Annotated in this window: 26 protein-coding genes and 1 pseudogene; 15 read left to right on the forward strand and 12 right to left on the reverse strand. The window is 59.0% G+C overall.

All coding sequences use genetic code 11. From position 1 onward, the window contains the following. The first annotated feature begins 10 nt into the window (after window positions 1-10). The gene (locus H4P12_RS02955) at window positions 11-616 is read left to right on the forward strand and encodes an aminotransferase class IV (RefSeq protein WP_187792091.1); all 606 of its coding nucleotides are present in this window, start codon (window positions 11-13) and stop codon (window positions 614-616) included. Between the two features lie 60 nt (window positions 617-676). Here the strand turns inward: H4P12_RS02955 and clpA are convergent, their stop codons facing one another. Beyond that, complete coding sequence (gene clpA / locus H4P12_RS02960) at window positions 677-3,001, reverse strand: ATP-dependent Clp protease ATP-binding subunit ClpA (protein ID WP_187792092.1); 2,325 nt, start codon at window positions 2,999-3,001, stop codon at window positions 677-679. A gap of 238 nt (window positions 3,002-3,239) precedes the next feature. Then, entirely contained in the window at window positions 3,240-3,986 is a 747-nt protein-coding gene (gloB, locus tag H4P12_RS02965; RefSeq protein ID WP_187792093.1) for a hydroxyacylglutathione hydrolase, read from the reverse strand. Window positions 3,987-4,044: 58 nt separating this feature from the next. Between gloB and H4P12_RS02970 the strand changes: the two genes are divergently transcribed. After that, on the forward strand, window positions 4,045-4,833 hold the full coding sequence (locus tag H4P12_RS02970) for a class I SAM-dependent methyltransferase (protein WP_187792094.1): 789 nt from the start codon (window positions 4,045-4,047) through the stop codon (window positions 4,831-4,833). Here H4P12_RS02970 and H4P12_RS02975 read toward each other — a convergent pair. After that, window positions 4,830-5,711, reverse strand: a complete 882-nt coding sequence (locus H4P12_RS02975) for a LysR family transcriptional regulator (RefSeq protein ID WP_187792095.1) — start codon at window positions 5,709-5,711, stop codon at window positions 4,830-4,832. The two genes, H4P12_RS02970 and H4P12_RS02975, sit on opposite strands and share 4 nt — an antisense overlap. Window positions 5,712-5,820: 109 nt before the next feature. On the opposite strand from H4P12_RS02975, the gene H4P12_RS02980 reads away from it, so the two are divergent. The 7 genes from H4P12_RS02980 (at window position 5,821) to H4P12_RS03010 (ending at window position 11,807) form a co-directional block, all read left to right on the forward strand. Further along, a complete protein-coding gene (locus tag H4P12_RS02980; RefSeq protein WP_187792096.1) occupies window positions 5,821-6,237 on the forward strand; it encodes a hypothetical protein in 417 nt (138 codons plus the stop codon). 222 nt (window positions 6,238-6,459) lie between these two features. Beyond that, complete coding sequence (locus tag H4P12_RS02985) at window positions 6,460-7,020, forward strand: F0F1 ATP synthase subunit delta (RefSeq protein ID WP_187792097.1); 561 nt, start codon at window positions 6,460-6,462, stop codon at window positions 7,018-7,020. Next, entirely contained in the window at window positions 7,020-8,555 is a 1,536-nt protein-coding gene (gene atpA / locus H4P12_RS02990) for a F0F1 ATP synthase subunit alpha (RefSeq protein ID WP_187792098.1), read from the forward strand. Before H4P12_RS02985 ends, atpA begins: the two co-directional genes overlap by 1 nt. 11 nt (window positions 8,556-8,566) lie before the next feature. Further along, the gene (locus H4P12_RS02995; RefSeq protein WP_187792099.1) at window positions 8,567-9,448 is read left to right on the forward strand and encodes a F0F1 ATP synthase subunit gamma; all 882 of its coding nucleotides are present in this window, start codon (window positions 8,567-8,569) and stop codon (window positions 9,446-9,448) included. Between the two features lie 21 nt (window positions 9,449-9,469). Then, a complete protein-coding gene (atpD, locus tag H4P12_RS03000; protein ID WP_187792100.1) occupies window positions 9,470-10,894 on the forward strand; it encodes a F0F1 ATP synthase subunit beta in 1,425 nt (474 codons plus the stop codon). Between the two features lie 9 nt (window positions 10,895-10,903). After that, window positions 10,904-11,353 (forward strand): F0F1 ATP synthase subunit epsilon, encoded by a 450-nt coding sequence (locus H4P12_RS03005; protein WP_187792101.1) that lies wholly within the window; start codon window positions 10,904-10,906, stop codon window positions 11,351-11,353. Window positions 11,354-11,510: 157 nt separating this feature from the next. Then, window positions 11,511-11,807 (forward strand): H-type lectin domain-containing protein, encoded by a 297-nt coding sequence (locus H4P12_RS03010; RefSeq protein WP_246448814.1) that lies wholly within the window; start codon window positions 11,511-11,513, stop codon window positions 11,805-11,807. 107 nt (window positions 11,808-11,914) lie between these two features. Here the strand turns inward: H4P12_RS03010 and H4P12_RS03015 are convergent, their stop codons facing one another. Continuing rightward, window positions 11,915-12,691, reverse strand: coding sequence for an alpha/beta fold hydrolase (locus H4P12_RS03015; RefSeq protein ID WP_187792103.1), 777 nt, complete (start codon window positions 12,689-12,691; stop codon window positions 11,915-11,917). Continuing rightward, window positions 12,688-13,287, reverse strand: coding sequence for a 2-hydroxychromene-2-carboxylate isomerase (locus tag H4P12_RS03020; RefSeq protein ID WP_187792104.1), 600 nt, complete (start codon window positions 13,285-13,287; stop codon window positions 12,688-12,690). The genes H4P12_RS03015 and H4P12_RS03020 overlap by 4 nt, the downstream gene beginning before the upstream one ends. 88 nt (window positions 13,288-13,375) lie before the next feature. On the opposite strand from H4P12_RS03020, the gene H4P12_RS03025 reads away from it, so the two are divergent. Next, window positions 13,376-14,395: a ribose-phosphate pyrophosphokinase gene (locus tag H4P12_RS03025; RefSeq protein ID WP_187792105.1), complete on the forward strand. Its 1,020-nt coding sequence runs from the start codon at window positions 13,376-13,378 to the stop codon at window positions 14,393-14,395. Between the two features lie 99 nt (window positions 14,396-14,494). On the opposite strand, the gene purD is transcribed toward H4P12_RS03025, so the two are convergent. Continuing rightward, complete coding sequence (purD, locus tag H4P12_RS03030) at window positions 14,495-15,751, reverse strand: phosphoribosylamine--glycine ligase (protein ID WP_187792106.1); 1,257 nt, start codon at window positions 15,749-15,751, stop codon at window positions 14,495-14,497. A gap of 51 nt (window positions 15,752-15,802) precedes the next feature. After that, entirely contained in the window at window positions 15,803-16,123 is a 321-nt protein-coding gene (locus tag H4P12_RS03035; protein ID WP_187792107.1) for a hypothetical protein, read from the reverse strand. A 23-nt stretch (window positions 16,124-16,146) separates the two neighbouring features. Here H4P12_RS03035 and xseA point away from each other — a divergent pair, with 23 nt between their 5' ends. Further along, on the forward strand, window positions 16,147-17,739 hold the full coding sequence (gene xseA, locus H4P12_RS03040) for an exodeoxyribonuclease VII large subunit (protein WP_187792108.1): 1,593 nt from the start codon (window positions 16,147-16,149) through the stop codon (window positions 17,737-17,739). On the opposite strand, the gene H4P12_RS03045 is transcribed toward xseA, so the two are convergent. From H4P12_RS03045 to trhA, 3 genes are all read right to left on the reverse strand, one after another. Further along, window positions 17,736-18,950 carry an MFS transporter gene (locus H4P12_RS03045; protein WP_187792109.1) on the reverse strand — a complete coding sequence of 405 codons (1,215 nt, stop codon included), beginning with the start codon at window positions 18,948-18,950 and terminating at the stop codon, window positions 17,736-17,738. The genes xseA and H4P12_RS03045 overlap by 4 nt on opposite strands. A 13-nt stretch (window positions 18,951-18,963) precedes the next feature. Further along, window positions 18,964-19,602: a bifunctional 4-hydroxy-2-oxoglutarate aldolase/2-dehydro-3-deoxy-phosphogluconate aldolase gene (locus H4P12_RS03050; RefSeq protein ID WP_187792110.1), complete on the reverse strand. Its 639-nt coding sequence runs from the start codon at window positions 19,600-19,602 to the stop codon at window positions 18,964-18,966. 127 nt (window positions 19,603-19,729) lie between these two features. Then, window positions 19,730-20,392, reverse strand: coding sequence for a PAQR family membrane homeostasis protein TrhA (gene trhA, locus H4P12_RS03055; protein ID WP_187792111.1), 663 nt, complete (start codon window positions 20,390-20,392; stop codon window positions 19,730-19,732). A gap of 280 nt (window positions 20,393-20,672) precedes the next feature. On the opposite strand from trhA, the gene rpsB reads away from it, so the two are divergent. Further along, window positions 20,673-21,476: a 30S ribosomal protein S2 gene (gene rpsB / locus H4P12_RS03060; protein ID WP_187792112.1), complete on the forward strand. Its 804-nt coding sequence runs from the start codon at window positions 20,673-20,675 to the stop codon at window positions 21,474-21,476. A gap of 82 nt (window positions 21,477-21,558) precedes the next feature. After that, window positions 21,559-22,449: a translation elongation factor Ts gene (gene tsf, locus H4P12_RS03065; RefSeq protein ID WP_187792113.1), complete on the forward strand. Its 891-nt coding sequence runs from the start codon at window positions 21,559-21,561 to the stop codon at window positions 22,447-22,449. A gap of 263 nt (window positions 22,450-22,712) precedes the next feature. On the opposite strand, the gene H4P12_RS18990 is transcribed toward tsf, so the two are convergent. Then, a complete protein-coding gene (locus H4P12_RS18990; RefSeq protein ID WP_343069751.1) occupies window positions 22,713-22,982 on the reverse strand; it encodes a response regulator transcription factor in 270 nt (89 codons plus the stop codon). A gap of 19 nt (window positions 22,983-23,001) precedes the next feature. After that, window positions 23,002-23,460, reverse strand: a complete 459-nt coding sequence (locus H4P12_RS03075; RefSeq protein WP_187792115.1) for an autoinducer binding domain-containing protein — start codon at window positions 23,458-23,460, stop codon at window positions 23,002-23,004. 171 nt (window positions 23,461-23,631) lie between these two features. On the opposite strand from H4P12_RS03075, the gene H4P12_RS03080 reads away from it, so the two are divergent. Together H4P12_RS03080 and H4P12_RS03085 are read left to right on the forward strand one after the other, a co-directional pair. After that, a complete protein-coding gene (locus H4P12_RS03080) occupies window positions 23,632-24,228 on the forward strand; it encodes a (d)CMP kinase (protein ID WP_187792116.1) in 597 nt (198 codons plus the stop codon). A 42-nt stretch (window positions 24,229-24,270) separates the two neighbouring features. Continuing rightward, window positions 24,271-25,742: pseudogene (locus tag H4P12_RS03085) on the forward strand (aldehyde dehydrogenase family protein). Window positions 25,743-25,748 lie beyond the last annotated feature (6 nt).

Here is a 25,748-nt window from a genome sequence, read left to right on the forward strand (position 1 = left end):
CATCGAAACCATGCGCGCGACCGCCACGGGTGCGATCGCACATTGGCCGCTGCACCTGGCGCGGCTGCGGCGGGGCTGTGCCGCAGTTGGTTTTCCGCTGGATCAGGACAAAGTGGAACGCGCACTTGCCCGTTTGTCCGTGACCGATGTCAGTCGGGTCAGGCTGGCGATCGATGCGTCGGGCATGGTTGACGTTACCTGCGAGCCGTTGCCGCAGAACCCCGCCGCCTGGACCGTTGTCATATCGAACCACATTCTGTGCAGCTGTGATCCATGGCTGCGGATCAAGACGTCACATCGCCCGATTTATACCGCAGCCCGCGCGGCCTTGCCTGACGGTGCGCACGAAGCGATCCTGATGAATGAGCGGGGTGAGTTATGCGAGGGCACGATTACCAGTTTGTTCCTATTACGGGATGGTAAACCGGGGGATGCCAAACTGCTGACGCCCCCGCTTGATTGCGGTGTGCTGCCAGGCGTGATGCGGCAAGTGCTGTTGAATTCCGGCGTGGCGACCGAAGCGGTCCTTTACCCGGATGACCTGAAAACCGGCAAGGTGATCATGGGCAACGCGTTGCGTGGCTTGATTGGTGCGGTCGTTCAAGATCCCTTTTGACCACGATACAGAAAAACCCCCGCCCGAAGGCGAGGGTCTGATGGTTCAGTCGGTTCAAACTTAATCAGCGGTCAGCAAAGGCGTCGGTTTCTTGCCGATACGCAGCGCTTCCGGGCCAGTAATATCAAAGGCAGGCTTGTCGCCTTCGATCTTGACCAGAACCATGCCGCCTTTCTGCAGGCGACCGAACAGCAGTTCCTCGGCCAGCGGCTTCTTGATGTATTCCTGAATGACACGGCCCAGCGGACGCGCACCCATTTTATCATCATAGCCTTTCTCGGCCAGCCAGTCGGCAGCTTCCGATGTCAGCTCGATATGGACGTTGCGATCCATCAGCTGGGCTTCCAGTTGCAGCACGAATTTCTCGACCACGTGGACGACGACCTCGCGCGACAGCGGGGCAAAGCTGATGACTGCGTCCAGACGGTTGCGGAACTCGGGCGTGAACGTCCGCTCGATCGCGGCAGTATCCTCGCCCTCGCGGCGCTCGCGTCCGAAACCGATCGCAGCTTTCTGCATGTCCGATGCACCGGCGTTCGAGGTCATGATCAGGATCACGTTGCGGAAATCCACCTGACGACCGTTATGGTCAGTCAGTTTGCCGTGGTCCATGACCTGCAACAGGATGTTGAACACATCCGGATGCGCTTTCTCGATCTCATCCAGCAGCAGCACGCAATGCGGATGTTGATCAACGCCGTCGGTCAACAGACCGCCCTGATCGAAACCGACATAGCCCGGAGGCGCACCGATCAGGCGGCTGACGGCATGTTTCTCCATGTATTCCGACATGTCGAAGCGCAGCAGTTCAACCCCAAGCGTCGAGGCCAATTGCTTGGCCACTTCGGTTTTACCAACCCCGGTAGGGCCAGCGAACAGATAGTTGCCGATGGGCTTTTCGGGTTCGCGCAGGCCGGCACGGGCCAGCTTGATGGCCGAGGAAAGTGCCTCGATCGCGCTGTCCTGACCAAAAACGACACGCTTCAGCGTTCCGTCCAGATCACGCAGCACTTCGGCATCGTCCTTGCTGACACTCTTTGGCGGAATGCGCGCGATCTTGGCCACCACAGCCTCGATCTCTTTCGGGCTGATGGTTTTGCGACGTTTGCTTTCGGCCACCAGATGCTGTGCTGCGCCCGCCTCATCAATGACGTCGATGGCGCTGTCAGGCAGTTTGCGGTCGTTGATATAGCGCGAAGCCAGTTCGACAGCGGTCTTGATCGCGTCATTGGTGTAGCGCAGATCATGATGCTCTTCGAAATGCGGCTTCAGACCCATCAGGATCTTGATGGCATCAGTCACCGAAGGTTCGTTCACATCGATCTTCTGGAACCGGCGCGACAGGGCGCGGTCCTTTTCGAAATGTTGGCGAAACTCTTTATAGGTGGTCGACCCCATGCAGCGCAGCTTGCCACCCGACAGCGCGGGTTTCAGCAGGTTGCTGGCATCCATCGCGCCGCCAGAGGTCGCACCAGCGCCGATCACCGTGTGAATTTCGTCGATGAACAAGATCGCATCTTCGTGATTTTCCAATTCCTTGACGACCGCTTTCAGGCGTTCTTCAAAGTCACCACGATAGCGCGTTCCTGCCAGCAGGGCGCCCATGTCCAGTGAATAGATCGTCGCACCTGCCAAGACGTCGGGGATGTCCCCTTCGACGATCTTCTTGGCCAGACCTTCGGCAATGGCGGTCTTGCCCACGCCCGGATCGCCCACCAGAAGCGGGTTGTTCTTGCGGCGGCGGCACAGAACCTGAATGCAACGCTCAACCTCATCAGAGCGACCGATCAGCGGATCGACATCGCCCTTTTTGGATTTGACGTTCAGGTCGACGCAGTATTTTGCCAGCGCGCTTTCGTCTTTGGCTTCTTGCGCCGGTTCAGCGCCTTTCGCCTCGGACGGATCATCTGATCCGGCAACTTTGCGGCTTTCGTTGAAAGACGGATTTTTCGCCACGCCATGCGCGATGAAATTGACCGCGTCGTAACGGGTCATGTCCATTTCCTGCAAGAAAAAGGCGGCGTTGGATTCGCGTTCGGCAAAGATCGCGACCAGCACGTTTGCCCCGGTGACTTCCTGCCGTCCAGAGCTTTGGACATGGATGGCGGCACGTTGAATCACCCGCTGAAATGCAGCGGTCGGAACGGCTTCAGAGCCTTCCACGTCGGTTATAAGGGTAGAAAGGTCATCTTCGATAAATTCGATCAGCAGCTTGCGCAGTTCTTCCAGATCGACGTTGCAGGCCCGCATGACCTTGACCGCATCCGGTTCTTCGGTCAGCGCCAGCAACAGATGTTCCAGTGTTGCAAGTTCGTGTCGATTTTCGTTCGCCAGTGCAAGCGCCTGGTGAATGGCCTGTTCCAATGAGGTTGAGAAACTTGGCACGGGTCGTCTCCTGTCAGTCGACTGGCGGTATGAGCACATTTAGCGGCCCACCTGCCCAGACTGTCACCATACAGTTAAGATTTGGTGGATTGCGGCTGGTATCAAGTCCTTTTTGAACCCGATGCCCCGATTTTCCGGTGGTTGAGGCAGATGTGATAACACAATGCCCTGATTTCAAGCTTTGGAGGCCCTGATTTCAAGCTTTGGAGGGTTGTGATTGTGGCTGGACAAAGCGGATTCAGAACGCGTCCTTCATCTCGCGAAGTCGCTTGAATACTTCGGCATCGGTGGAGATAGGCATGCCAAGATGGTCACGCAAGGCCGCAACGCGCAGAAATGGATTGGTCGCGCGTTCCACCGCCAGCGTCGCCGGGGCGCATGGTATTTTCGATTGCTGAACTGCCTCAAGCCGGTCACGCAACGCGTCGTTGTCCAGATCGACCGACAGCGCGAAGGCCCCGTTTCCGGCACAATAATCATGGCCCGAACAGATCAGCGTTTCGCCGGGCAGGGCGTTCAGACGCGACAGGCTTTCCCACATCATTTCGGCATCGCCTTCGAACAGACGACCACAGCCGATTGCCATCAGGCTGTCGGCGGTAAAGGCATAGCCGGATTCGGGAAAATAAAAGGCGACATGGCCGATGGTGTGGCCCGATACGTCGATGACATCGACGGGCTCGCCCAGGATGGTGATCGTCTGGCCTGCGTGGATCGCCTGATCCAACGGCGGCAGGCGGCTGGCATCGGCGCCATTGCCGATCACCTTCGCGCCGGTTGCCGCGACGATTTCCGCCACGCCATCAATGTGATCGTTGTGATGGTGGGTCAGCAGAATGGCGTCCAGCGTCCAGCCGCGCGCCTCAAGCTCGGTCAGGATCGGCATGGCCTCCGGGGCGTCGATCAGGACGGTGCCGACGTCGCCATGCAGCAGGTAGGCATAATTATCTTTCAGGCAACGAAGCGTGACCAATTCCAGCGCCATTGGCAAATCCTTGTTCATGTGGTGTGTTTGACAGTGACAAAAGCCGGGCCGGTTCGCAATGCACCATGATATCGAGGATCTGCGCAGGTTTTATTACCAGCGGTCACTGGGCCGGGTGGTCCAGCGGATTTTGCGCGATCGATTGACGGACTGCTGGGCACCTGCCTCCACGACCGGCATGAATGTTGCAGGCTTCGGGTTTGCGGCGCCGATGTTGCGGCCATACCTGTCGACGGCGCGGCGTGTGACGGCGTTGATGCCCGGGCCGCAAGGCGTCATGGCGTGGCCGGCCGGGATGGCCAACCACAGCGTGTTATGCGACGAAACGGCCTGGCCCATCGACACGGGCAGCCTGGACCGGCTGGTCATGTTGCACGGGCTGGAAACCAGCGACCATCCCGCCGCTGTGCTGGCCGAGGCGTGGCGTGTCCTTGGCCCTGGTGGGCGTATGCTGATCATGGTGCCGAACCGGGCCGGACTGTGGGCGGCGTCGGACGATACGCCCTTTGGCTTCGGCCGCAGCTATACGGCCGGTCAACTGGAGGCGCAGACGCGTAAAGCGGGCTTTATCAGTGGGTGGAGTAGTGCTGCGGTTTACATCCCTCCTTCTGACCGCCGCTTCTGGTTGCGCACGGCAAATATGTGGGAACGGACTGGCATCAAGATCAGCCGTGTCTTGATCGCGGGGGTCGTGCTGGCCGAGTTGACAAAGCAGGTTCAAGGCACTGCCGGCGTCGGCAGCAGTGTTCACGTCCCCAACCCGATCGAGGTTCTGGGTGGCATCGCCCGCCCACGCCCCAAACCGCAAGGGGCGCTGCGGTGCGTCGCCAGGGATCTGACAGACTAATCCTGTTTTTCGGACATCATTATTTGTTCAAGCCAATCGCAGAAAGGCTCCATCGCGGTCGAATGTTCGCGCGATCTTTGCATGGTGATCCAGTAGCGGCCTAGCGTGACTTTCTGCTGCAGTGGCGCAACCAGACGGCCCGCTCTCAATCGTTCAGCAAACATGGCAATCGGCACCAATCCAATACCCGCACCTGCTTCGGCCAGCTCGGCTATGGCAAGCGAGCTGTCCAGCACCGGGCCGCGCAGGCCGGGACAGGGCAGGCCGCAGGCCGCGAACCACAGGTCCCATTCATCCGCGCGGTAGGACCGCAACAGCGGCATCGCCGCCAAATCGGCGGGCGTGCGAAGACGATCAGCAATCCGGGGGGCACAGACCGGCGTGAATGGTGTCGCGGGCAGGGGGATCACGCGCAGCCCCGGCCAAAGCCCATCACCGAATCGGATCGCCATATCCAGACCCTCGCGCGCCAGATCGACGCGGTTGTTGTTGGTGAACAGCCGGACGTCGATGCTGGGATGAAGCGTCTGAAACCGTTGCAGATTCGGCAAAAGCATTCCGACCGCAAAAGTCGTCACCGCACCAATGTTCAGCGTTTCCCGGAACCTGCCTTCGCGAACGCGATCCAGCAGCGTACCGATGGTGTCCAGCGATTGTGTCAGGCTGGGCAATAGCAGACTGCCCTCATCCGTCAGCACCAGCCCTTTCGATGTGCGGTTGAAAAGCTGAACACCCAACAACTGCTCTAACCCGATGATTTGGTGACTGACCGCGGCCTGTGTCACGCAAAGCTCGACCGCTGCCTGAGTAAAGCTGCCCTGACGGGCGGCGACCTCGAAGGTGCGAAGGGCGTTCAGGGGAAGTTGAGGGCGATCCATGGGCATAAATTTTTCTTATGAGAAGCCCATATAATGATCGTTTTTCAGCAATTTCCCAATAGGTCAGTTTGGGCCTGCATCGAAAACATTGAAAAAGGCAGGTCCCGACATGTCCGATCGTTCCCCCAAACCCATGCTGTTTTCCATCGCGCTGGCAACCGTGGCGATATCGGGTCCTGCATTCGCAGAGCCGCAGATTGATCCTGCCAGCCCGTTCCGGCCGGGCGAGGGGATGCCCCTTGAACCGGCGACCTGTCAGACCTTGCCGGACTGGGTGGACCAGGCGCCTGATTATGGCGGCAGAATAAGCATGGCTATTCAAGGGACGTTGGAAGAAAGCCAATGGGACGGCGCACTGGCCTATCTTCTGATGTGCCCGGCAGATGGCCTTCAGGTCATGTGTATCACCTATTACCCGGAGGCGCCGGACCCTGACCGCCAGGTTGTTCTGGCAGGCGGCTATATCCGTGCCGAAGAAAAGTTGGTCATTCTTGATCCATGCCTGTCGTCAGCCGTGTCGCAATAGATTGGCATGCTTTCTGATAACTATTCCGACATTGCTTCGCCAACTGCTCTCATTTCCGTGTCCTAGGCGGTTGCAGGGCACGAAATCACCTGCTAGAGACGCCCGAGATTTAAGGGAGGAACCCGTCGGGAACCGCCCACCAGTTGACCGTTACCCCGCGTCAGACCGACCAGCCGATGGCCGGCCCGTCAGTGGGGTATGCGCTAACCGTGAAGGATGACCGTGGCCAACACTGTTTCCATGTCCCAAAGTATCGCCGGGCGCTATGCGCAGGCTGTCTTTGACATCGTCAAGGAAGAGGGGGGGCTGGATGCTCTGGCCCAGCAGGTCGATGATCTGGGCGCCGCTTTGGCGGACAGCACCGATCTGAATGATCTGATCAATTCCCCGCTTTACAACCGCGAACAGCAGACCAATGCGATTACCGCGCTGGCTTCGAAAATGGGGCTGTCGGCAACGCTGGCAAATACCTTGAAGCTGATGGGCAAAAATCGTCGCCTGTTCGTTCTGCCGCAACTCGTCACCCGTTTGGGCGATCTGATTGCGCAAGAGCGTGGCGAGGTTACCGCCGATGTTACCAGCGCCATCGCGCTGAGCGATGAACAGCAAAAGCGTCTGGCCGATACGCTGTCCGAAAAATCGGGCAAAAAGGTCAAACTGAAAACCCGCGTCGATGAAAGCCTCATCGGCGGTATGATTGTAAAGATGGGCTCGCAGATGATCGACAGTTCGGTCCGCTCGAAGCTCGCCTCCCTCCAGAACGCTATGAAAGAGGTCGGATAATGGGAATCCAGGCTGCCGAAATTTCGGCCATCCTCAAGGATCAGATCAAGAATTTCGGTCAGGAGGCCGAGGTTGCCGAAGTTGGCCAGGTGCTGTCCGTTGGTGACGGGATCGCACGCGTCTATGGCTTGGACAAAGTTCAGGCCGGTGAGATGGTCGAATTCCCGGGCGGTATCCGCGGGATGGTTCTGAACCTCGAAACCGACAACGTCGGTGTGGTTATCTTTGGTGACGACCGCGACATCAAAGAGGGCGACACCGTCAAGCGCACGCGTTCCATCGTGGACGTGCCGGTTGGCAAAGGCCTGCTGGGCCGCGTTGTCGACGCGCTTGGCAACCCGATCGACGGCAAAGGTCCGATCGACGCGACCGAACGCCGCATCGCCGACGTCAAGGCCCCAGGCATCATGCCGCGCAAATCGGTTCACGAACCGATGGCAACCGGCATCAAGGCCGTTGACGCCATGATCCCGATTGGCCGTGGTCAGCGCGAACTGATCATCGGCGACCGTCAGACCGGCAAAACCGCTGTTGCTCTGGACGCGATCCTGAACCAGTTGAACTACAATGGCCGCGAAGACGATGGCATGAAAACGCTGCATTGCGTTTATGTTGCTGTCGGCCAGAAGCGTTCGACCGTTGCGCAGTTGGTGAAGAAGCTGGAAGAAACCGGTGCAATGGCCTATACGACCGTTGTTGCGGCAACCGCTTCGGACCCGGCTCCGATGCAGTATCTGGCACCGTTCACCGGCGCGGCGATTGGCGAATACTTCCGTGACAACGGCATGGATGCACTGATCATCTATGACGATCTGTCGAAGCAAGCCGTTGCCTATCGTCAGATGTCGCTGCTGCTGCGCCGTCCGCCGGGACGTGAAGCTTATCCGGGCGACGTTTTCTATCTGCACTCGCGCCTGCTGGAACGCGCTTGCAAACTGAACGAAGCCAATGGCGCGGGTTCGCTGACCGCCTTGCCGATCATCGAAACGCAGGCAGGCGACGTGTCGGCCTATATTCCGACCAACGTGATCTCGATCACCGATGGTCAGATCTTCCTGGAAACCGAACTGTTCTTCCAAGGTATCCGTCCGGCCGTGAACACCGGTCTGTCGGTGTCTCGTGTGGGTTCGGCTGCACAAACCAAGGCGATGAAATCGGTCGCGGGTCCGGTGAAGCTGGAACTGGCTCAGTATCGCGAAATGGCGGCCTTCGCCCAATTCGGTTCGGACCTTGACGCCGCGACGCAGCGTCTGCTGAACCGTGGTGCGCGCCTGACCGAGCTGATGAAACAGCCGCAATACCAGCCGCTGACCAACGCGGAAATCGTGATCGTGATTTACGCCGGCACCAAAGGCTATATCGACAACGTGCCGGTGCGCGAGGTTGTTGCATGGGAACAGGGCCTGATCCAGTTCCTGCGCAATCAGAAAGCCGATCTCTTGGACGACATGACCAGGAATGACCGCAAGGTGTCGGGCGAGCTGGAAGAATCGATCAAGGCGGCGCTGGACGAATACAGCAAAACCCGCGCCTGAGGGGGGAATAGATGCCCAGTCTCAAGGACCTAAAAAACCGGATCGGAAGCGTCAAGAACACGCGGAAGATCACCAAGGCGATGCAAATGGTCGCTGCCGCGAAACTGCGCCGTGCGCAGGAAGCGGCAGAGGCTGCGCGCCCCTATGCTGATCGAATGTCGGCGGTGATGGCCGGGCTGACCGCGAATGCGGCCGGTTCGGAAAACGCGCCCCGTCTGCTGGCGGGAACGGGTTCGGATCAGAAGCAACTGTTGGTCGTCCTGACCTCGGAACGCGGTCTGGCCGGTGGCTTCAACAGCTCTATCGTCAAGCTGGCGCGGCAATATGCCGAACGGCTGCGCGGTGAGGGCAAGGAAGTGACCATTCTGACCGTTGGCAAGAAGGGCCGCGAGCAGCTGAAGCGTGATTATGGCAGCCAGTTGGTCCATCACGTCGACCTGTCCGAGGTGAAGCGCGTCGGATACGAAAACGCCCGCGACATCGCGGACGAAGTTCTGAACCGCTTTGACGCTGGCAACTACGATGTCGCTACGATTTTCTACAACCGCTTTGAATCGGTAATCAGTCAGGTTCCGACCGCACGTCAGGTCATTCCAGCTGAAATGCCGGAAGATGCGGGCGATGCAGCGGGTGCTTCGGCGCTTTATGATTACGAGCCCGGCGAGGAAGGCATTCTGGCTGACCTGTTGCCACGCTCGGTCGCGACGCAGATTTTTGCGGCGCTTCTGGAAAATGCGGCGTCCGAACAGGGCGCGCGGATGAGCGCAATGGATAACGCCACGCGCAATGCAGGCGATATGATCGACAGGCTGACCACGGAATATAACCGGTCGCGTCAGGCAGCGATCACCAAGGAACTCATCGAAATCATTTCGGGCGCCGAGGCGCTCTGACCGTAACGCAGAGGTGACAACATGGCAGAGGCCAAAGGTAAAATCACGCAGGTGATCGGCGCCGTCGTTGACGTGCAGTTCGAAGACAAGCTGCCCGCAATTCTGAACGCACTTGTAACGACCAACAACGGCAAAGAGCTGGTGTTGGAAGTTGCCCAGCATCTGGGCGAAAACACCGTCCGCACCATCGCGATGGACTCGACCGAAGGTCTGGTTCGTGGCGAGGCTGTTCGCGACACCGGCGGCCCGATCATGGTTCCGGTTGGCGACGTGACGCTGGGCCGCATCCTGAACGTCGTGGGCGAGCCCGTGGACGAAGGTGCCCCGCTGGAGGTGACCGAGACACGCGCCATCCACCAGCCGGCCCCGGACTTCGCCAGCCAGGCGACCTCGTCCGAGATCCTGGTGACGGGCATCAAGGTTATCGACCTGCTCGCCCCCTATTCCAAAGGCGGCAAGATCGGCCTGTTCGGTGGCGCCGGTGTGGGCAAAACCGTTCTGATCATGGAACTGATCAACAACATCGCAAAAGTGCACTCGGGCTATTCGGTGTTCGCGGGCGTTGGTGAACGGACCCGTGAAGGCAACGACCTTTACCACGAAATGGTGGAGTCGGGTGTTATCAAGCCGGACAATCTGGCGGAATCGCAGGTGGCACTGGTTTACGGCCAGATGAACGAGCCTCCGGGGGCCCGTATGCGCGTCGCGCTGACCGGTCTGACCCTGGCCGAACAGTTCCGCGACGCGACCGGCACGGACGTTCTGTTCTTCGTCGACAACATCTTCCGCTTTACCCAGGCGGGTTCGGAAGTGTCGGCGCTGTTGGGCCGTATCCCGTCCGCCGTGGGTTATCAGCCGACGTTGGCTACCGACATGGGCGCGATGCAGGAACGCATCACCTCGACCAAGAACGGCTCGATCACCTCGATCCAGGCCGTCTACGTTCCGGCCGATGACTTGACCGACCCGGCACCGGCCACGACCTTTGCCCACCTGGACGCAACCACCGTTCTGTCGCGCGCGATTTCAGAGCTGGGGATCTACCCGGCTGTTGACCCGCTCGACTCGAACTCGCGTATCCTTGACCCGGCTGTTGTCGGTGAAGAACATTATCAGGTTGCCCGCGACGTGCAGGGTATCTTGCAGAAATACAAATCGCTGCAGGACATCATTGCCATTCTGGGCATGGATGAGCTGTCGGAAGAAGATAAACTGACAGTGACCCGCGCACGCAAGATCCAGCGCTTCCTGTCGCAGCCATTCGACGTTGCAAAGGTCTTCACCGGCTCGGACGGCGTTCAGGTTCCGCTGGAAAAAACCATCGAGTCGTTCAAGGCTGTGGTGGCTGGCGAATACGATCACCTGCCGGAAGCCGCCTTCTACATGGTTGGCGACATTGACGACGTGAAGGCGAAAGCCGAGCGTCTTGCCGCAGAAGCGGCATAAGGGGGCAAGATGGCCGATACCATGCAGTTCGACCTTGTGTCGCCGGAACGGAGCCTCGTCTCTGTCCCGGTGCGCGAAGTGCGCCTGCCGGGCAATGACGGCGATCTGACCGCCATGCCTGGGCATGCGCCGACCATCGTGACCCTTCGTCCCGGTCTCGTGACCGTGATCGGCGATGATGGATCGGAAATCGAATTTGCCGTCAGCGGCGGATTCGTTGAAATCAATCCCGAGTCGGTCACTTTGCTTGCTGAACGCGGTCATCCGCGGGCGGAAATGACGCAGCAGGTCTTCAATGAGATGCTGACGGATGCGCATAAGCAAAAACGTCACGCTGAAAATCGCCGCGATCAGGTGGGCGAGGATGTCGTGACCGCAGCCGTCAAGTTGCTGGCAGATATGGAAGCCCTTGGCACCCATATCGGTCTGGATCCCAATCAAGCCAGTGTGCCGGATTGATTTCGCGACAAAGGTATAAGTTCGCAAAAGCCTCGGATGTTTCCGGGGCTTTTGCATATCAAAGCTGATACTATAATCTGTTTTTGGTTCAGCAGGCGGGTAACGAATGCAGGTTTTCAGTCATCACGCGGTCGGAATCTGCAGCAGCAGCCAGTTGATGTTTTCTGCCTTCGAGGATGATGCCCCGATGTGGTCAGGCAACGGGCCACGTCACATCCGCAAGCAAATCATATTTGATAAGCCATTTTTTACCGCGCCTGTGGTGCAGGTATCCATCAGCATGTGGGATATTGATGGGGGCAGCAATCAGCGCGCCGATCTGCAGGCCGAAAACGTGACTGCCAGCGGCTTTACCCTTGTCTTTCGGACATGGGGCGACACACGCGTTGCGCGTATTCGGGCGGACTGGTTGGCGATCGGGCCGGTGCCGCATGCGGATGATTTTACGTTGTGACAGCGTCTGCCGGAGGTTGGCGCCGAAGACGTGACTGCCAGTGGCAACGGCATCCCTGCAGGCCAGCCTTCGCTGCAGGCCAGACTTCGTTGAGGTTGGTCAGGCAGTTACGCGCGATCCAGATTCACGTTTATCAGCCCTGCGACCTGATCGGGGTGCGTGATTGGCAGCATATGCCCGGCACCCGGCACAGTTGCGCGGCCGACATCGGGTAGGCGCGCGGCGAGTGCGTCGGCTATTGCATGGACGACCGGGGTGGAATCCTGACCCGAGATCAGCAAAACCGGGGCGTCAATCGCCTCTAACCCGCCGTCACGCAGGATACCGGCGTTGTCGTGCGACAAGGCGGCGACATTGTTTGCAACCATGCCAATCCTTTGCTGCATTTGAACTTGCGCGCGCGGGTCCATGTCATCAAAGGACTGTGCACCCCAGGCATCTATGAAGGCACGGGTAGCATCTTTGTCGCGACCTTCAGCCACAAGTCCCAGGATTTCTGCATCGCGCGCTTGCTGTAATGGATCGGGGGCAGCGGCAAACAAGACCGGCTCTATCAGGGTCAGGCTGCGGACGGCCTCGGGCGCGGCGACGGCGATCCGCAAAGCCACGGTTGCGCCCATGCTATGCCCGATCAGATCAAGCGGCCGGTCAATGAAGCTGGCCGCGATGCGGGTGATGGTCGTGTGGTAATCTGGTCCGCCGGGTTCCGGTGTCCAGTCGCCGCTGCGGCCATGGCCCGGCATGTCAAAGGCTTGCAGATCAATCCGGCCATTCAGCCGATCAGCTATTGGTCCCCAATAGCTACCACTTGCCAGCATGCAGTGTAGCGCAAGGGCAGGGCGATCCTTGTCGCCCGGCCAATGTCGTTGATAAACGCCGCTCACAACGAAGCCAGATGCCGGTCAAGAAAGTCCAGGCGATCTTGCCCCCAGAAACGCTGGCCGGTTTCCCTTACGACATAAAACGGCGCACCGAACGCCCCTGCCTCGACCGCCTGTTCCAGGTTGCGGGCATAGGTTTCGGCACCGATGAACAGGCCTTTATCTGCCAATTCGGGGTCAAAGCCATGCTTGCCAAGCAGATCGCGGATTACCGCATCATCGCTGATATCGCGCTCTTCGGCCCAGACGGCATTGGCAAAACCATTTACCAACGCGCCCAGATTGCCACCGCCCGCGTCCTGCGCGGCAATCACCGCATAAGAGGATGGCGCCATGTTCACCGGCCAATGCGCGGGCTTCAAGTTGAAGGGAACACCCAGATAATCGGCCCAACGCTGCAATTCCTGTGCCCGATACTCCATCCGGCTGGCATGTCGATCAGCCGGGCGAATCCCGCCGGTGCGGTCAAACAATTGCATCAGATCGACCGGCTTATAGGTCACGGTTGCGCCGTGTTTCTGGGCGATTTCCTCTAACCGGGTGCCTGCAAGGTAAACATAGGGGCTGATCGTGCCCAGATAGTAGTCGATACTGGCCATAAAGACGGTCCTTCTTGGTTTGCCCGCAGGCTAGCCGGGTGATAAGGCGTTTGCAATCTGACGAATCCCTGCCAAAGGCCTGCCATCCATGCCCGTCATGACCGAACCCAAGCTAATCGCCGGTAACGCTAATCAATCCCTTGCAGCCTCTATTGCGCGACGAATGTCGATGCATCGCGGCATGAATGTCGGATTGTGTGATGCACGTGTCGAGCGTTTCAACGATCAGGAAATTTTCGTTGAAGTGTTCGAGAATGTGCGCGGCGAGGATATGTACATCATTCAGTCGACCTCGAACCCGGCGAATGACAACCTGATGGAGCTGCTGATCATGACGGATGCGCTGAAGCGTTCGTCGGCTGCACGCATCACGGCTGTGATCCCCTATTTCGGCTATGCCCGTCAGGATCGTCGCGCCAAAGCCCGTACGCCAATCAGCGCAAAACTGGTCGCCAACCTGATCACCGAAGCGGGCGTCGATCGCGTCCTGACGATGGACCTGCATGCGGCGCAGATTCAGGGCTTCTTTGATATTCCGGTGGACAACCTTTATGCCGCGCCGGTTTTTGCGCTGGACGTGCAACACCATTTCAAGGGGCGGATGGATGACCTGATGGTCGTGTCGCCCGACGTTGGTGGCGTGGCGCGGGCACGCGAGTTGGCGACGCGGATCGGGGCGCCGCTGTCGATCGTCGACAAGCGCCGTGAAAGGGCCGGTGAAATTGCCGAGATGACGGTGATCGGGGATGTGCGCGGCAAGGCCTGCATCATTGTCGACGATATCTGCGACACGGCCGGAACGCTGGTCAAAGCTGCGCAGGTTCTGACCGATAGCGGCGCGACCGAGGTTCATGCCTATATCACACATGGCGTGCTGTCGGGTCCGGCGGTCGAGCGGGTGACCAATTCGGTCATGAAGTCGCTGGTCATCACCGATTCGATCCAGCCGACTGATGCGGTGAAGAATGCGCCGAATATTCGTATCGTGCCAACCGCGCCGATGTTCACCCAAGCTATTCTGAACATCTGGAACGGCACTTCGGTCAGTTCGCTGTTCGAAACGGATAATCTGTTGCCGATCTACGAAGGTCTGTATTCGACCTCGTAGGGATGTGCTATCGGCCCCGTCGGATGCCTCCGGCGGGGATATTTGAGCACAGAAGATAGATTTGTCATCAAACCGGTGGCCCTTGGGCGCGCCGGTTTTTTATAATGCGCGCCAGCCGATGTCGCGTCGGTAGAAACCCTGCGGCCAGTCGATGGCGTCGACCAGCGCGTAAGCGCGGTCATGCGCCTGCTGAAGGGTCGCGCCACGGCCGGTACAGGCCAGAACGCGCCCGCCGGTCGCGACGATCTTGCCGTCCCACATATCGGTTCCGGCGTGGAAGATAACGTTAAAGCTGTTTTCAGGAATTTCATCCAATCTTTTGATTTGGCTTCCTTTATCGTATTTTCCAGGATAGCCGTCAGCGGCAAGGACGACTGTCATCGCGTGGTCGTCGGCCCATGTGACAGCGGTTTCGTCCAGCCGCGACTGTGCGCAGGCCAGAAGCAGATCCAAGGCCTGGGCGCCAAGGCGGATCATCAGCGCCTGACATTCAGGATCGCCGAAGCGCACATTGTATTCGACCAAACGGGCCTGACCGTCCCTGATCATCAACCCGACGTAAAGAACACCCTGGAAGGGGCTGTTTCTTCGCGACATTTCGGAAATGGTTGGTCGGACGATCCGCTCCATCACCTGATCCTGCAGTTCCGGCGTCATGATTGGTGCGGGGCTATAGGCGCCCATGCCGCCGGTATTTGGCCCGGTATCGCCTTCGCCGACACGCTTGTGATCCTGTGCGGTGCCGATCGGCAGACAATTTGTCCCGTCGCTGAGGACAAAGAAGCTGGCTTCTTCGCCATCCATGAATTCTTCGATAACGACTGACATGTCGCCAAATTCGCCGTCAAAGATCAGGTCGATCGCATCATGCGCTTGTTCCACGGTTTCTGCGACGGTGACGCCTTTGCCCGCAGCCAGTCCGTCTGCCTTGACCACGATGGGTGCGCCCTGCCGGGTGACATAGTCGCGGGCACTGCCGGCATCGGTGAAACGCGCCCAGGCGGCGGTCGGCGCACCGCAGGCATCGCAGATTTCCTTGGTGAACGCTTTGGAGGCTTCCAGTTGGGCGGCGGCTTGCGAAGGGCCAAAAACCAGAAAGCCTGCGTCGCGCAGCGCATCCGATACACCTGCGGCCAGCGGAGCCTCGGGGCCGACGACAATGAAATCGACGGCATTTTCCTGTGCAAACTCCAACACTTCGGCGCGAGAGTTCGGGTTCAGGCTGGCGCATTCCGCGACCGCCGCGATGCCTGCATTGCCCGGCGCGACAAACAGACGGTCGCATTTCGGGTTTTGCCGAATGGCCCATGCAAGCGCATGTTCACGCCCACCGCCGCCGAGGATGAGGATATTCATAAGCAGCCCTTTCCCTTGCAGTCATGCCGCGTTGCCATGATTTTGCATGGACTAGTGGCAGGCCCTGTGATGCGCAATCCCGAAGTTTGAATGACGCTTCAAACGGCTGCCATCATTCTTTCCGACGAGAGGGATGTTGTTGCTGCGCTGATGCGCTGTCATCAGATATGTTCGGTAGGATTTTGCCGGTTCGGTTTGGGCAGGGTGACTGTAAGCGCGATCCGGCTTAAGAACGACCGACGGTATTGATGCAGCAAGAATTTTTCGCGCCATCGCGTTTTTTGCCTTGGGACAATGATCAGCTTGCGATGCATTCTGTGCCGCATTGGAAATATCCTGGTGGTGGTGGTAACGAGATCCACCTTTATCCATTCATGTGATGGCTTGCGGAAAATATGACGGATCTTCTTGAAGACGATGGCCCACTGGACGGGCCTGGAAACAACGCCCACGAATTCACCGTGTCCGAGCTTTCGGGCGCGGTAAAGCGCAGCATTGAAGATCAATTCGGGCGTGTTCGTGTGCGGGGGGAAATCGGGCGCGTATCGCGACCCTCTTCGGGACATTTATATTTCGATCTGAAGGATGATCGGGCGGTTCTGGCGGCCATTACATGGAAGGGGCAGGCCGCGCGGCTGATCCAACGCCCGGAAGAGGGGATGGAGGTTGTTGCGACGGGCCGAATGACCACCTTCCCCGGGCAGTCAAAATATCAGATGATCGTCGATCAGATCGAGCCTGCCGGGGCGGGCGCATTGATGGCGATGCTGGAAAGGCGGCGCAAGGCGCTGGCTGCGGAAGGGCTGTTCGATCAGGATCGCAAGCGGGCCCTGCCATTTTTGCCGCGTGTGATCGGGGTCGTTACCTCTCCTTCGGGGGCGGTTATCCGTGATATTCTGCACCGGCTGCGCGACCGTTTCCCAACCCATGTCCTCATCTGGCCGGTCGCTGTTCAGGGCGAGGCCAGCGCGGGTCAGGTGGCGGCGGCAATCGCCGGTTTCAACATGCTGCAGCCGGACGGAGCGATCCCGCGCCCTGATCTGCTGATCGTCGCGCGTGGCGGCGGCAGTCTTGAGGATTTGTGGGGCTTCAATGATGAGGCGGTCGTCCGTGCGGCGGCCGCAAGTCAGATTCCGTTAATCTCGGCTGTCGGGCATGAGACTGATACGACGCTGATCGATTATGCCGCTGATCGCCGGGCACCTACTCCGACGGCGGCTGCCGAGATTGCTGTTCCGGTGCGGGCGGAACTGGCCGCGCGGCTTGCCGAAGCCAATGCCCGGATGAGCAGGGCTGCAGCGCACAGGATTGACCGGCCGCGTCAGCGGTTGCGTGATCTGGCCCGCGCAATGGGCCGACCCGCAGCGCTGACCGAAGGTGCGCGTCAGCGGCTGGATCTGTGGGGCGGACGATTAGAGCCCGCGCTGCGCGGTCTGGTCAGGACACGACGGCAGGAGTTGGCATCGCGACCGATGCCCGTCGCGATGCTGCGACAATTCACCGATCGCAAGCGCCATTCCCTGGAGCGTCTTGATGCGCGGCTGACGACCGGCAATCAGCGCCGGATCGAGCGTCGTCAGGACCGCCTGCATGTCTTGCAAGAGCGGTTGGATGCGTCACTGGGGCGGATGGTGGCAACGACCCGACGGGCGATCGTCACGCAAGGTGAAAGGTTGCAGCTGCTTGGCGGGCGTCTGGAGGTGGCGGGCCGGCGGGCAATCCTGGGCCGTCGGGATGCCTTGCAGCGGTTGGACCGGATGCGGCAAACCCTGGGATACCAGGAAACGCTGAAGCGTGGTTTTGCTGTGGTGCATGGGCCGGACGGTCTGATAACCTCGGCCGCGACGGCCCGTGTCACCCCGCATTTCGAGATTGAGTTTTCTGATGGTCGCACTGCAGTTCGCCCCGAGGGCGCGCCACCAAAATCAGGGCCGAAATCAAGCAAGAAATCCGACCCTTCGGCACCGGAACAAAAAGACCTGTTTTAACCAACTGTTGTCGGACGCCGTTGTGATCTGGTCAGCCAGATCAGTGCAGCGGCGGCCAACATCAGAAAAGGCAGCATCGTAAGGGTTACGGCACTCCACCCCTGTTGCGCGCTGCCGCCTGCGCAATTCATCAGCCCGCCGGATGAAAGAGAAGCCAGAAACACGCCGCTGAAAACCACCGCATCGTTGATACCCTGAACGCGGCCACGCTCATCCGCGCGATAGGTGCCGGTCAACATTGCCGTTGCCCCGATATAGCCGAAATTCCAGCCCACCCCCAACAACATCAATGCGACGTAGAAATTGGCCAGATCGACGCCAGCCAGCGCGATACCTCCGGCGAGGGTCAGGATGGCAAGGCCGATTGCAACAATCCGTTCCGCCCCGAATCGGGTAATCAGCGACCCGGTGAAAAAGCTGGGCGCGAACATAGCCAGGGCATGCAGGCCGATAATGTTGGCCGCGTCTTTTTGTTCGAACCCGCATCCCACGACGGCAAGTGAGGTCGAGGTCATCATCAAATTCATCAGCGCGTAAGATACGGTCCCACAGATCATTGCGACAAGAATTCTGGGGGATCGAAGCAGATCGCCGATGGAGCGGGTTGCGCCCGTGGCCAAGGGTTGGGCTTCGGGTTTGGGGATGTCGAGGAATGCGAAAAGAACCGGGCCGGTCAGATTCAGCAAAAAGATCGCGCCATAGGTGGCCAGAAACGGCACGGCGGTTATCCCGTCGGTGTAGCGCACCAAAGCGGGGCCAAGGATAGCTGCAATAAGCCCGCCAACCATGACCCAGCTGATGGCGCGCGGTGCGAAGGATTCGGGGGCGGTATCGGTGGCCGCGAAACGGTAAAATCCCTGACCCGCCTGATACACGCCCGTCAGTAACGACCCCGTCATGAAAAGCCAGAACGATCCGGTCCAAATGGCCAAGGCGCATATCATCGCGCCAATCGTGCCCGAACCTACGGCAACAAGAAATCCTGCCCTTCGACCATGATTCTGCATGAAACGGGCCAAGGGGCGGGCGCTGAGCGCGGTGCCCAGAATAATCATCGACAGGGGCAGGGTGACGATACAGGGATGGGGGGCAAGCATCTTTCCCGCCAACCCGCCAACGATGAAAATCATCGACATTTGTGCGCCCAGAATGGCCTGCGCTGCGAACAGGACGATTACGTTCCGGCGGGCGCGGGCGATCTGGGCGGACATTGGGCTTTCGGCCTTATCGCAATGCCGTGGCGGTGCGGGCGCGGGCTTCGATCGCGGACCAGTTTTCTGCCGTCACATCCGCATCCGTCGCCACCCAACTGCCGCCAACGCATACCACATTGGGCAGGGACAGGTAATCGCGTGCATTGTCAGGCGACACACCACCGGTCGGGCAGAAGCTGACCTTGGGCAGCGGACCGGCCAGCGATTTCAACGCCGGAGCGCCGCCCACGGCTTCGGCCGGAAAGAATTTCAGCATGTCATAGCCGGCATCGGCGGCTCGCATCACTTCGGACGCGGTCACGGCACCGGGCAGCAGTGGTAGATCAAGGTCAGAGCAAGCCTGAATCAGGCGATCCGTCAGACCGGGCGAGACGGCGAATTTCGCCCCCGCATCCTTGGCGCGTTTGGCATCATCTGGCGTCAGAACCGTGCCTGCACCGACATGGCCGCCCTCAATCCTGGACATGGCGCGGATCGAATCCAGCGCCGCGTCGGAACGCAATGTCACTTCCAGCACCGGCAGACCGCCTGCGACCAAGGCACGGGCAAGATCCTCGGCTTTGGTGATGTCCTTGATCACGATCACCGGAATGACCGGGGCAAGGTTGCACAGTTCGCGCGTTTTCTGAGATTGGATTTCCGGGGTCATCTTGGCACCTCTGATCGGTTGCTATGGCAGACTGACGTCAAGGCCGCTGCGATGCAAGCCACGCGGCGGCCATGCCTGTAATGTTAACGCTATCGGATTCGAAACCCAAGATGCGAAACGTCAAGGCTCAGGGTGCAGTATATTGGAATGAGGTCAGGACCGCAGAATAGTGAATTGCCGCAGCGATAACGACAAAACTGTGCCAGATCGCGTTTTGGAACCGCAATCTTTCCCAGACATGGAAGATCACGCCAATGGTATAAATCAGGCCACCCAACACGATCAGCAGCATCGACACGGAGGGAACAATGGTCGAAATGGACTTGAAGGCGATCAGCCCGCTCCACCCCATCAACAGATACAGACCGATGGCAAGCCGGTGATAGCGGCCGGGAAACAGGCATTTCAACGCAATTCCGAATGCGGCCATCAGCCAGATGGCGACCAGTAGCCACATGGCCCATGGATCATGCGCTCCCCGTTGCAGAAAGGGGGTATAGGTCGCCGCAATCAGGATGAAGATTGCAGAATGGTCCAGCCGTCGAAAATGCCATTTCAGCCGGGAATGCGGCAGCATATTATAGGTGAAAGAGATTGCGAGCGACGCGATCAGCCCGATGCTGTAGATCCAGACGGCAATCTGTTCAGGACGGCTGGCAAAGATCGTCGCGTAAAAAATCAGCGCTGTCCCGCCGATCAGGGCAAAGACCACGCCAACGCCATGAACGATCCCGTCGGCCAGAAGCTCGTGAAAATCATGGGGGCGCCCAAAGGAAAACTGTGGTTTCATTGGAATCGCGGGGTCATATTTCGGCGTGTTTATGGTCATTCATCAAGAATGGGGCCGACTCGGTTGTGATACAATTGGACGTTTCGTCAGGTTTTCGTGGTCGGGAAGTGGTTTTTGGGCGGTTCGGGCGCCTGAATCAGCTTGCATTTCCAACCCATCCTGTTTAATTCGCGCTCACTTCACAGGCAGAAGAGGGCCGCTGCGGGAGAAATCCGCAGTTGGTCCACCGGTTGAGGCTTTGCCTTCAAAACTTCTGCCAAGGCGCAAACCGGAAAGGAACATGGATATGGCGCTTCCTGAATTCACATTGCGTCAGCTGCTTGAAGCTGGCGTTCACTACGGTCACCAGACGCAACGCTGGAACCCGCGTATGGCCGAGTTTATCTACGGCGATCGCAACGGCATTCACATCATGGATCTGACGCAAACCGTCCAAATGCTGGACGCCGCTTTGCAAGTCGTTCGTGACACCGTCGCCAAAGGCGGCCGCGTTCTGTTCGTCGGCACCAAGCGTCAGGCACAAAAGCCCGTCGCAGATGCGGCAGAGCGTTCGGCACAGTTCTACATGAACCACCGTTGGCTGGGCGGCACGCTGACCAACTGGAAAACCGTTTCGCAGTCGATCAACCGTCTGAAAGCCATTGACGAAACCATGGCTTCGGGTGCCGAAGGCATGACCAAGAAAGAGCGTCTGGGCCTTGAGCGTGAGCAGGCCAAACTGCAAGCGTCGCTGGGCGGGATCCGCGAAATGGGCGGTCTGCCGGACCTGCTGTTCGTGATCGACGTGAACAAAGAAGATCTGGCAATCCTGGAAGCCAAGAAACTGGGCATTCCGGTTGTGGCTGTCGTCGACAGCAACGCATCGCCTGCAGGCGTTGACTACATCATCCCGGGTAACGACGACGCTGCCCGCGCCATCGCGCTGTATTGCGATCTGGCCAGCCGCGCTGCTCTGGACGGCATGTCGGCACAAATGGGTGCTGCTGGTGTTGACGTTGGTGCGCTGACCGAGGCCCCGGAAGAGCTGCTGGACGAAGGCGAAGCCGAAGTCGCAGCCGAAGAACAGTCGACCGCCGACGCCTGATCCGGCGCGGACACGGACTTTTACCGTATTGTCGTCAGGCGGGGATATCCCCGCCTGACGCGTTGAAACAAGGAGACGAGTCATGGCTATCACCGCCGCTATGGTGAAAGAGCTGCGCGAAACCACCGGCGCAGGTATGATGGACGCCAAAAAGGCGCTGACCGAAAACAACGGCGACATGGAAGCCGCGGTTGACTGGTTGCGCACCAAGGGTCTGGCCAAAGCTGCCAAGAAATCCGGTCGCGTTGCTGCCGAAGGTCTGGTCGGTGTTTCGGTGACCGATGGCAAGGGCGTCGCCGTCGAGCTGAACTCGGAAACCGACTTCGTCGCCAAGAATGCTGATTTCCAGCAGCTGGTTCGCGAAATTGCCGATGTTGCTCTGACCGTTGATGAAGACGTCGAAGTGCTGAAGCAGACCCATCTGAACGGCCGTCCGGTCGCTGATGTTCTGACCGACGCCATCGCGCGTATCGGCGAAAACATGACCTTGCGCCGCATGCACATTCTGGAAGGCGACACCATCGTGTCCTACGTCCACAATGCTGCTGCCGAAGGCATGGGCCGCATTGGCGTTCTGGTGTCGCTGAATGGCCCCAAGGACAAGGCAGAAGAAATCGGCAAGCAGATCGCAATGCACATCGCAGCGACCAGCCCCGCTTCGCTGTCGGAAGCCGATCTGGACCCTGCACTGGTCGAGCGTGAGAAAGCTGTTCTGAGCGAGCAGGCACGCGAATCGGGCAAGCCGGAAGCTGTCATCGAAAAGATGATCGAAGGCCGCATGGGTAAGTTCTTCGAAGAAGTGACCCTGCTGAACCAGAAGTTCGTCATCAATCCCGATGTCACCGTGGCACAGGCCGCGAAAGACGCTGGCGTTGAAGTGACCGGCTATGCCCGCGTCGCAGTTGGCGAAGGTATCGAGAAAAAAGAAGAAGATTTCGCGGCCGAAGTCGCAAAAACGCTGGCTGGCGGCTGATTTTAGTCACCTGACGCAAATGACGAACGCGCCGGTCCGTTGGGCCGGCGTTTTCTTTTGGGCATGGATGATCCATTGGCTTAAAAAGAAGGCTTGCCGATGATGACGTAAATCATCGGCAAGCCTTGCCTGGTTCTCCAGGCTGCACCGAGGTCCGGGCAACTCGGACCAAGTGGCGCGGCGTTCCTGACACAAATGTGTCACCACTCACGGAACAGGGTAATAGAACGAATTCGCATGTATGAATGAAAGTCAGGGATTCCTTACCGCGTATTTTTTGTCGGCTCGTCGCCGGAAAAAATCTGGTTCGTCAGATGGGCCTTTAAAATGGCTTGTGCTGTGTTTCCGGCCCCAAGACTGTCGCGGGCCAGACGCAGATGTTTTTCGACCGTCGCGCCAGTAACGCCTAGAATTGTTGCGATTTCTGCGATGGTCTTGCCGGCTGCGCTCCATTCCAGAACTTCGCGTTGACGTAGGGTCAGCGCTGCGCGCTTCTTTCGGCGACGGATTGTTGCCATGCGCAAATGCGCCACCCAACAGGTCAACTTCAACTCATGGCTGTTTTTTGTCCCATAGCGTAATTGTCTGCTCGGTGGTGGCATCCTGACCAGGATTCAACCAGACAGCACCATTGCTGCGCAGCACCTTTCCTTTCAAGCTGAACAAGATCCCCCCCGAAAAGCCCTTGTCACGTGCAAAATCGGACAAGGTGTCGGGTCCGTGAAGTCGGGTGATTTCCTCGGTCGTGATGAATCCGACATTCAGCAAGGCCCATTGAGCCCAGTACGAAACCTGAAGCATTTTCTGTGAGGTCAACGTGCTGACAAAGCTATCTGGAAAATTGCTCCAGACTTCCAACTCCTCGTGAATCACGGTCGTTGGGAGTTCAAGAAGGTAACGGGCAGCATACAGGGTATGCTGAAAGCCAAAAGAAGCCATGGCTTCAAAAAGGCATTTTTGAACGTCCTCTACGGTAACTGCGTCAATCAATCTTGAGATATGTGGCGCCACACTTCACCAAACCTGTAAACATTTAAAACCAGCTATAATAAGACGGCAGGGTCGAACTTTTGCCAAGCCCCAAGTTTGCAAGGCTCTTATTCCGGGAAGGTCTGGACCCGGCCGCCTTGGATATGCAAATGAAGTGCCGTGATCGATTCCAGCAGCAACAAGGGCTTACCCATGAGCTTTGCCATCGCCATCGACGGACCTGCCGCTTCTGGAAAGGGGACGATTGCCCGGGCGCTGGCCGTTTATTTCGGGTTTCATCACCTGGATACCGGTTTGCTTTATCGCGCCACAGGCGTCAGGGGGGGCGATCCGGTGCAGGCGGCGCAAAGCCTGACGGCCGAAGACCTGACCCGCGATGACCTGCGCTCGGCCGGGGCTGGTCAAGCTGCCAGCCGGGTTGCTGCGATACCGGAAGTGCGGGCCGCCCTGTTCGATTTTCAGCGCCGTTTTGCCGCGCGGGAACCGGGTGCCGTCCTGGATGGCCGTGATATCGGCACGGTCATCTGCCCTGATGCGGAGGTAAAGCTGTATGTCATCGCTTCCGATGAAATTCGCGCACAGCGACGCGCCGCAGAATTGGGGGCGGACCCGGCAGAGATGCTGTTGCAACTGCAGGAACGTGACCGCCGCGACAGCGAACGTGCAACTGCGCCCTTGCGCCCAGCCGATGATGCCGTCGTTCTTGATACCAGCGATCTGGCGATAGATCAGGCGATTGCGATTGCGATCGAGATTGTCGACAAGGCGTGGAACCGTCGCTTGCTCTAGCGATCGCGATCAGCAAATCTGTTGCGGCAAGGAGGACCAGCCATGAATATCCAGACCCGCAGTCAATCGCCCGTTGCGGCACCTAATGGCGTTTTCATTGATAATGAATGGCGCCCCTCGGCCAGTGGGCAATTGTTGGACGTCATTGACCCGGCGACGGGGCAGGTTTTCACGCAGATTGCCGCCGGAAATGCAGAAGATATCGACGCCGCCGTGCAGGCCGCGCGCCGTGCGCTGGCCGAGGAATGGGGGCGCATGTCCGCGACTGAACGCGGTCGCATCCTTTCCCGCGCATCCGTATTGGTGACCGAGGCCTTTGATGAACTGGCTGCACTGGAAGCCCGTGATTGCGGCAGCCGATATCTCAGGCGCGGGCCGACATCACGGCGACCGCCCGATATCTGGAGTTTTATGGTGGCGCTGCGGATAAGGTTCATGGCGACATGATCCCCTTTTCCGCGGGCTTTTTCGTCACGACAGAACACGTTCCGCACGGTGTCACGGGTCATATCATCCCGTGGAATTATCCCGCACAAATGTTCGGGCGCACGATCTCTGCCGCGTTGGCGATGGGCAATGCCTGTGTTTTGAAGCCTGCCGAGGATGCCTGCCTGACGCCCATGCGCTTGTGTGAGATCCTGCGGGACGCGGGTCTGCCAGCCGGGGCGTTGAATTGCGTTCCCGGTCGCGGTGACGTGGCCGGAGCGGCGCTGTCGGCGCATCGCGGAATCGACTTCATCAGTTTCACCGGAAGCCCGCCCGTTGGCGTTGCGGTTCAGACATCGGCGGCGCAGAACCATATCGGCTGCACGCTGGAACTGGGGGGGAAATCCCCGCAGATCGTGTTTGAGGACGCCGATCTGGATGTGACCATGCCGATCGTGTTGAAGGCGATCACCCAAAATGCGGGACAGACCTGTTCGGCCGGGGCACGTCTGCTGGTTCAGGAAAGCATCGCGGATCGCGTGATCGAACGCCTGCGCACCGATTTCCCAAAACTGACCGCAGGGATGCAGGATGGCGATCACGATCTTGGCCCACTGATCAGCCCCAAGCAGAAGGCCCGGGTAGAGCGTTTTTGCCAACAGGCTGATGCCGACGGTATTCCGCTGATTGCTGCGGGTCAAATCGCCGCCGATGCTGCGCCTGACGGGAATTTTGTCGCACCGCGAGCCTATGGTCCGGTGCCGCGCGATCACCTGCTGGCGCAGGAAGAGGTTTTTGGCCCGGTTCTGGCCCTGATGACCTTCAAGGATGAGGCGGACGCCATCGCTTTGGCCAATGATACTGAATACGGATTGGTGGCCGGAGTCTGGTCGCGGGACGGCAGCCGGGCAATCCGTGTGGCGCGTCTGATCAAGGTCGGGCAGGTGTTCGTCAACGCCTATGGCGCGGGCGGCGGGATCGAATTGCCCTTTGGCGGAATGAAGAAATCCGGGCATGGTCGTGAAAAGGGCTTTGACGCGCTGTATGAATTTACGGCGACCCGCACAATGGTCATCAAGCACGACTGACGACCT

Source organism: Paracoccus amoyensis (assembly GCF_014490725.1).
Classification (GTDB): domain Bacteria; phylum Pseudomonadota; class Alphaproteobacteria; order Rhodobacterales; family Rhodobacteraceae; genus Paracoccus; species Paracoccus amoyensis.

Coding starts and splice junctions, on each gene's coding strand:
- H4P12_RS03045 (WP_187792109.1), bottom strand. CDS start 18,950: ATGTCCGCCCAGATCGCCCGCGCCCGCCGGAACGTAATCGTCCTGTTC.
- atpD (WP_187792100.1), top strand. CDS start 9,470: ATGGCAGAGGCCAAAGGTAAAATCACGCAGGTGATCGGCGCCGTCGTT.
- trhA (WP_187792111.1), bottom strand. CDS start 20,392: ATGAAACCACAGTTTTCCTTTGGGCGCCCCCATGATTTTCACGAGCTT.
- H4P12_RS03050 (WP_187792110.1), bottom strand. CDS start 19,602: ATGACCCCGGAAATCCAATCTCAGAAAACGCGCGAACTGTGCAACCTT.
- gloB (WP_187792093.1), bottom strand. CDS start 3,986: ATGGCGCTGGAATTGGTCACGCTTCGTTGCCTGAAAGATAATTATGCC.
- tsf (WP_187792113.1), top strand. CDS start 21,559: ATGGCTATCACCGCCGCTATGGTGAAAGAGCTGCGCGAAACCACCGGC.
- H4P12_RS03005 (WP_187792101.1), top strand. CDS start 10,904: ATGGCCGATACCATGCAGTTCGACCTTGTGTCGCCGGAACGGAGCCTC.
- H4P12_RS02980 (WP_187792096.1), top strand. CDS start 5,821: ATGTCCGATCGTTCCCCCAAACCCATGCTGTTTTCCATCGCGCTGGCA.
- H4P12_RS02995 (WP_187792099.1), top strand. CDS start 8,567: ATGCCCAGTCTCAAGGACCTAAAAAACCGGATCGGAAGCGTCAAGAAC.
- H4P12_RS03035 (WP_187792107.1), bottom strand. CDS start 16,123: ATGGATAAAGGTGGATCTCGTTACCACCACCACCAGGATATTTCCAAT.
- purD (WP_187792106.1), bottom strand. CDS start 15,751: ATGAATATCCTCATCCTCGGCGGCGGTGGGCGTGAACATGCGCTTGCA.
- H4P12_RS03020 (WP_187792104.1), bottom strand. CDS start 13,287: ATGGCCAGTATCGACTACTATCTGGGCACGATCAGCCCCTATGTTTAC.
- H4P12_RS03010 (WP_246448814.1), top strand. CDS start 11,511: ATGTTTTCTGCCTTCGAGGATGATGCCCCGATGTGGTCAGGCAACGGG.
- xseA (WP_187792108.1), top strand. CDS start 16,147: ATGACGGATCTTCTTGAAGACGATGGCCCACTGGACGGGCCTGGAAAC.
- H4P12_RS02955 (WP_187792091.1), top strand. CDS start 11: ATGCGCGCGACCGCCACGGGTGCGATCGCACATTGGCCGCTGCACCTG.
- H4P12_RS02970 (WP_187792094.1), top strand. CDS start 4,045: ATGCACCATGATATCGAGGATCTGCGCAGGTTTTATTACCAGCGGTCA.
- H4P12_RS03080 (WP_187792116.1), top strand. CDS start 23,632: ATGAGCTTTGCCATCGCCATCGACGGACCTGCCGCTTCTGGAAAGGGG.
- H4P12_RS03025 (WP_187792105.1), top strand. CDS start 13,376: ATGCCCGTCATGACCGAACCCAAGCTAATCGCCGGTAACGCTAATCAA.
- atpA (WP_187792098.1), top strand. CDS start 7,020: ATGGGAATCCAGGCTGCCGAAATTTCGGCCATCCTCAAGGATCAGATC.
- H4P12_RS02975 (WP_187792095.1), bottom strand. CDS start 5,711: ATGGATCGCCCTCAACTTCCCCTGAACGCCCTTCGCACCTTCGAGGTC.
- rpsB (WP_187792112.1), top strand. CDS start 20,673: ATGGATATGGCGCTTCCTGAATTCACATTGCGTCAGCTGCTTGAAGCT.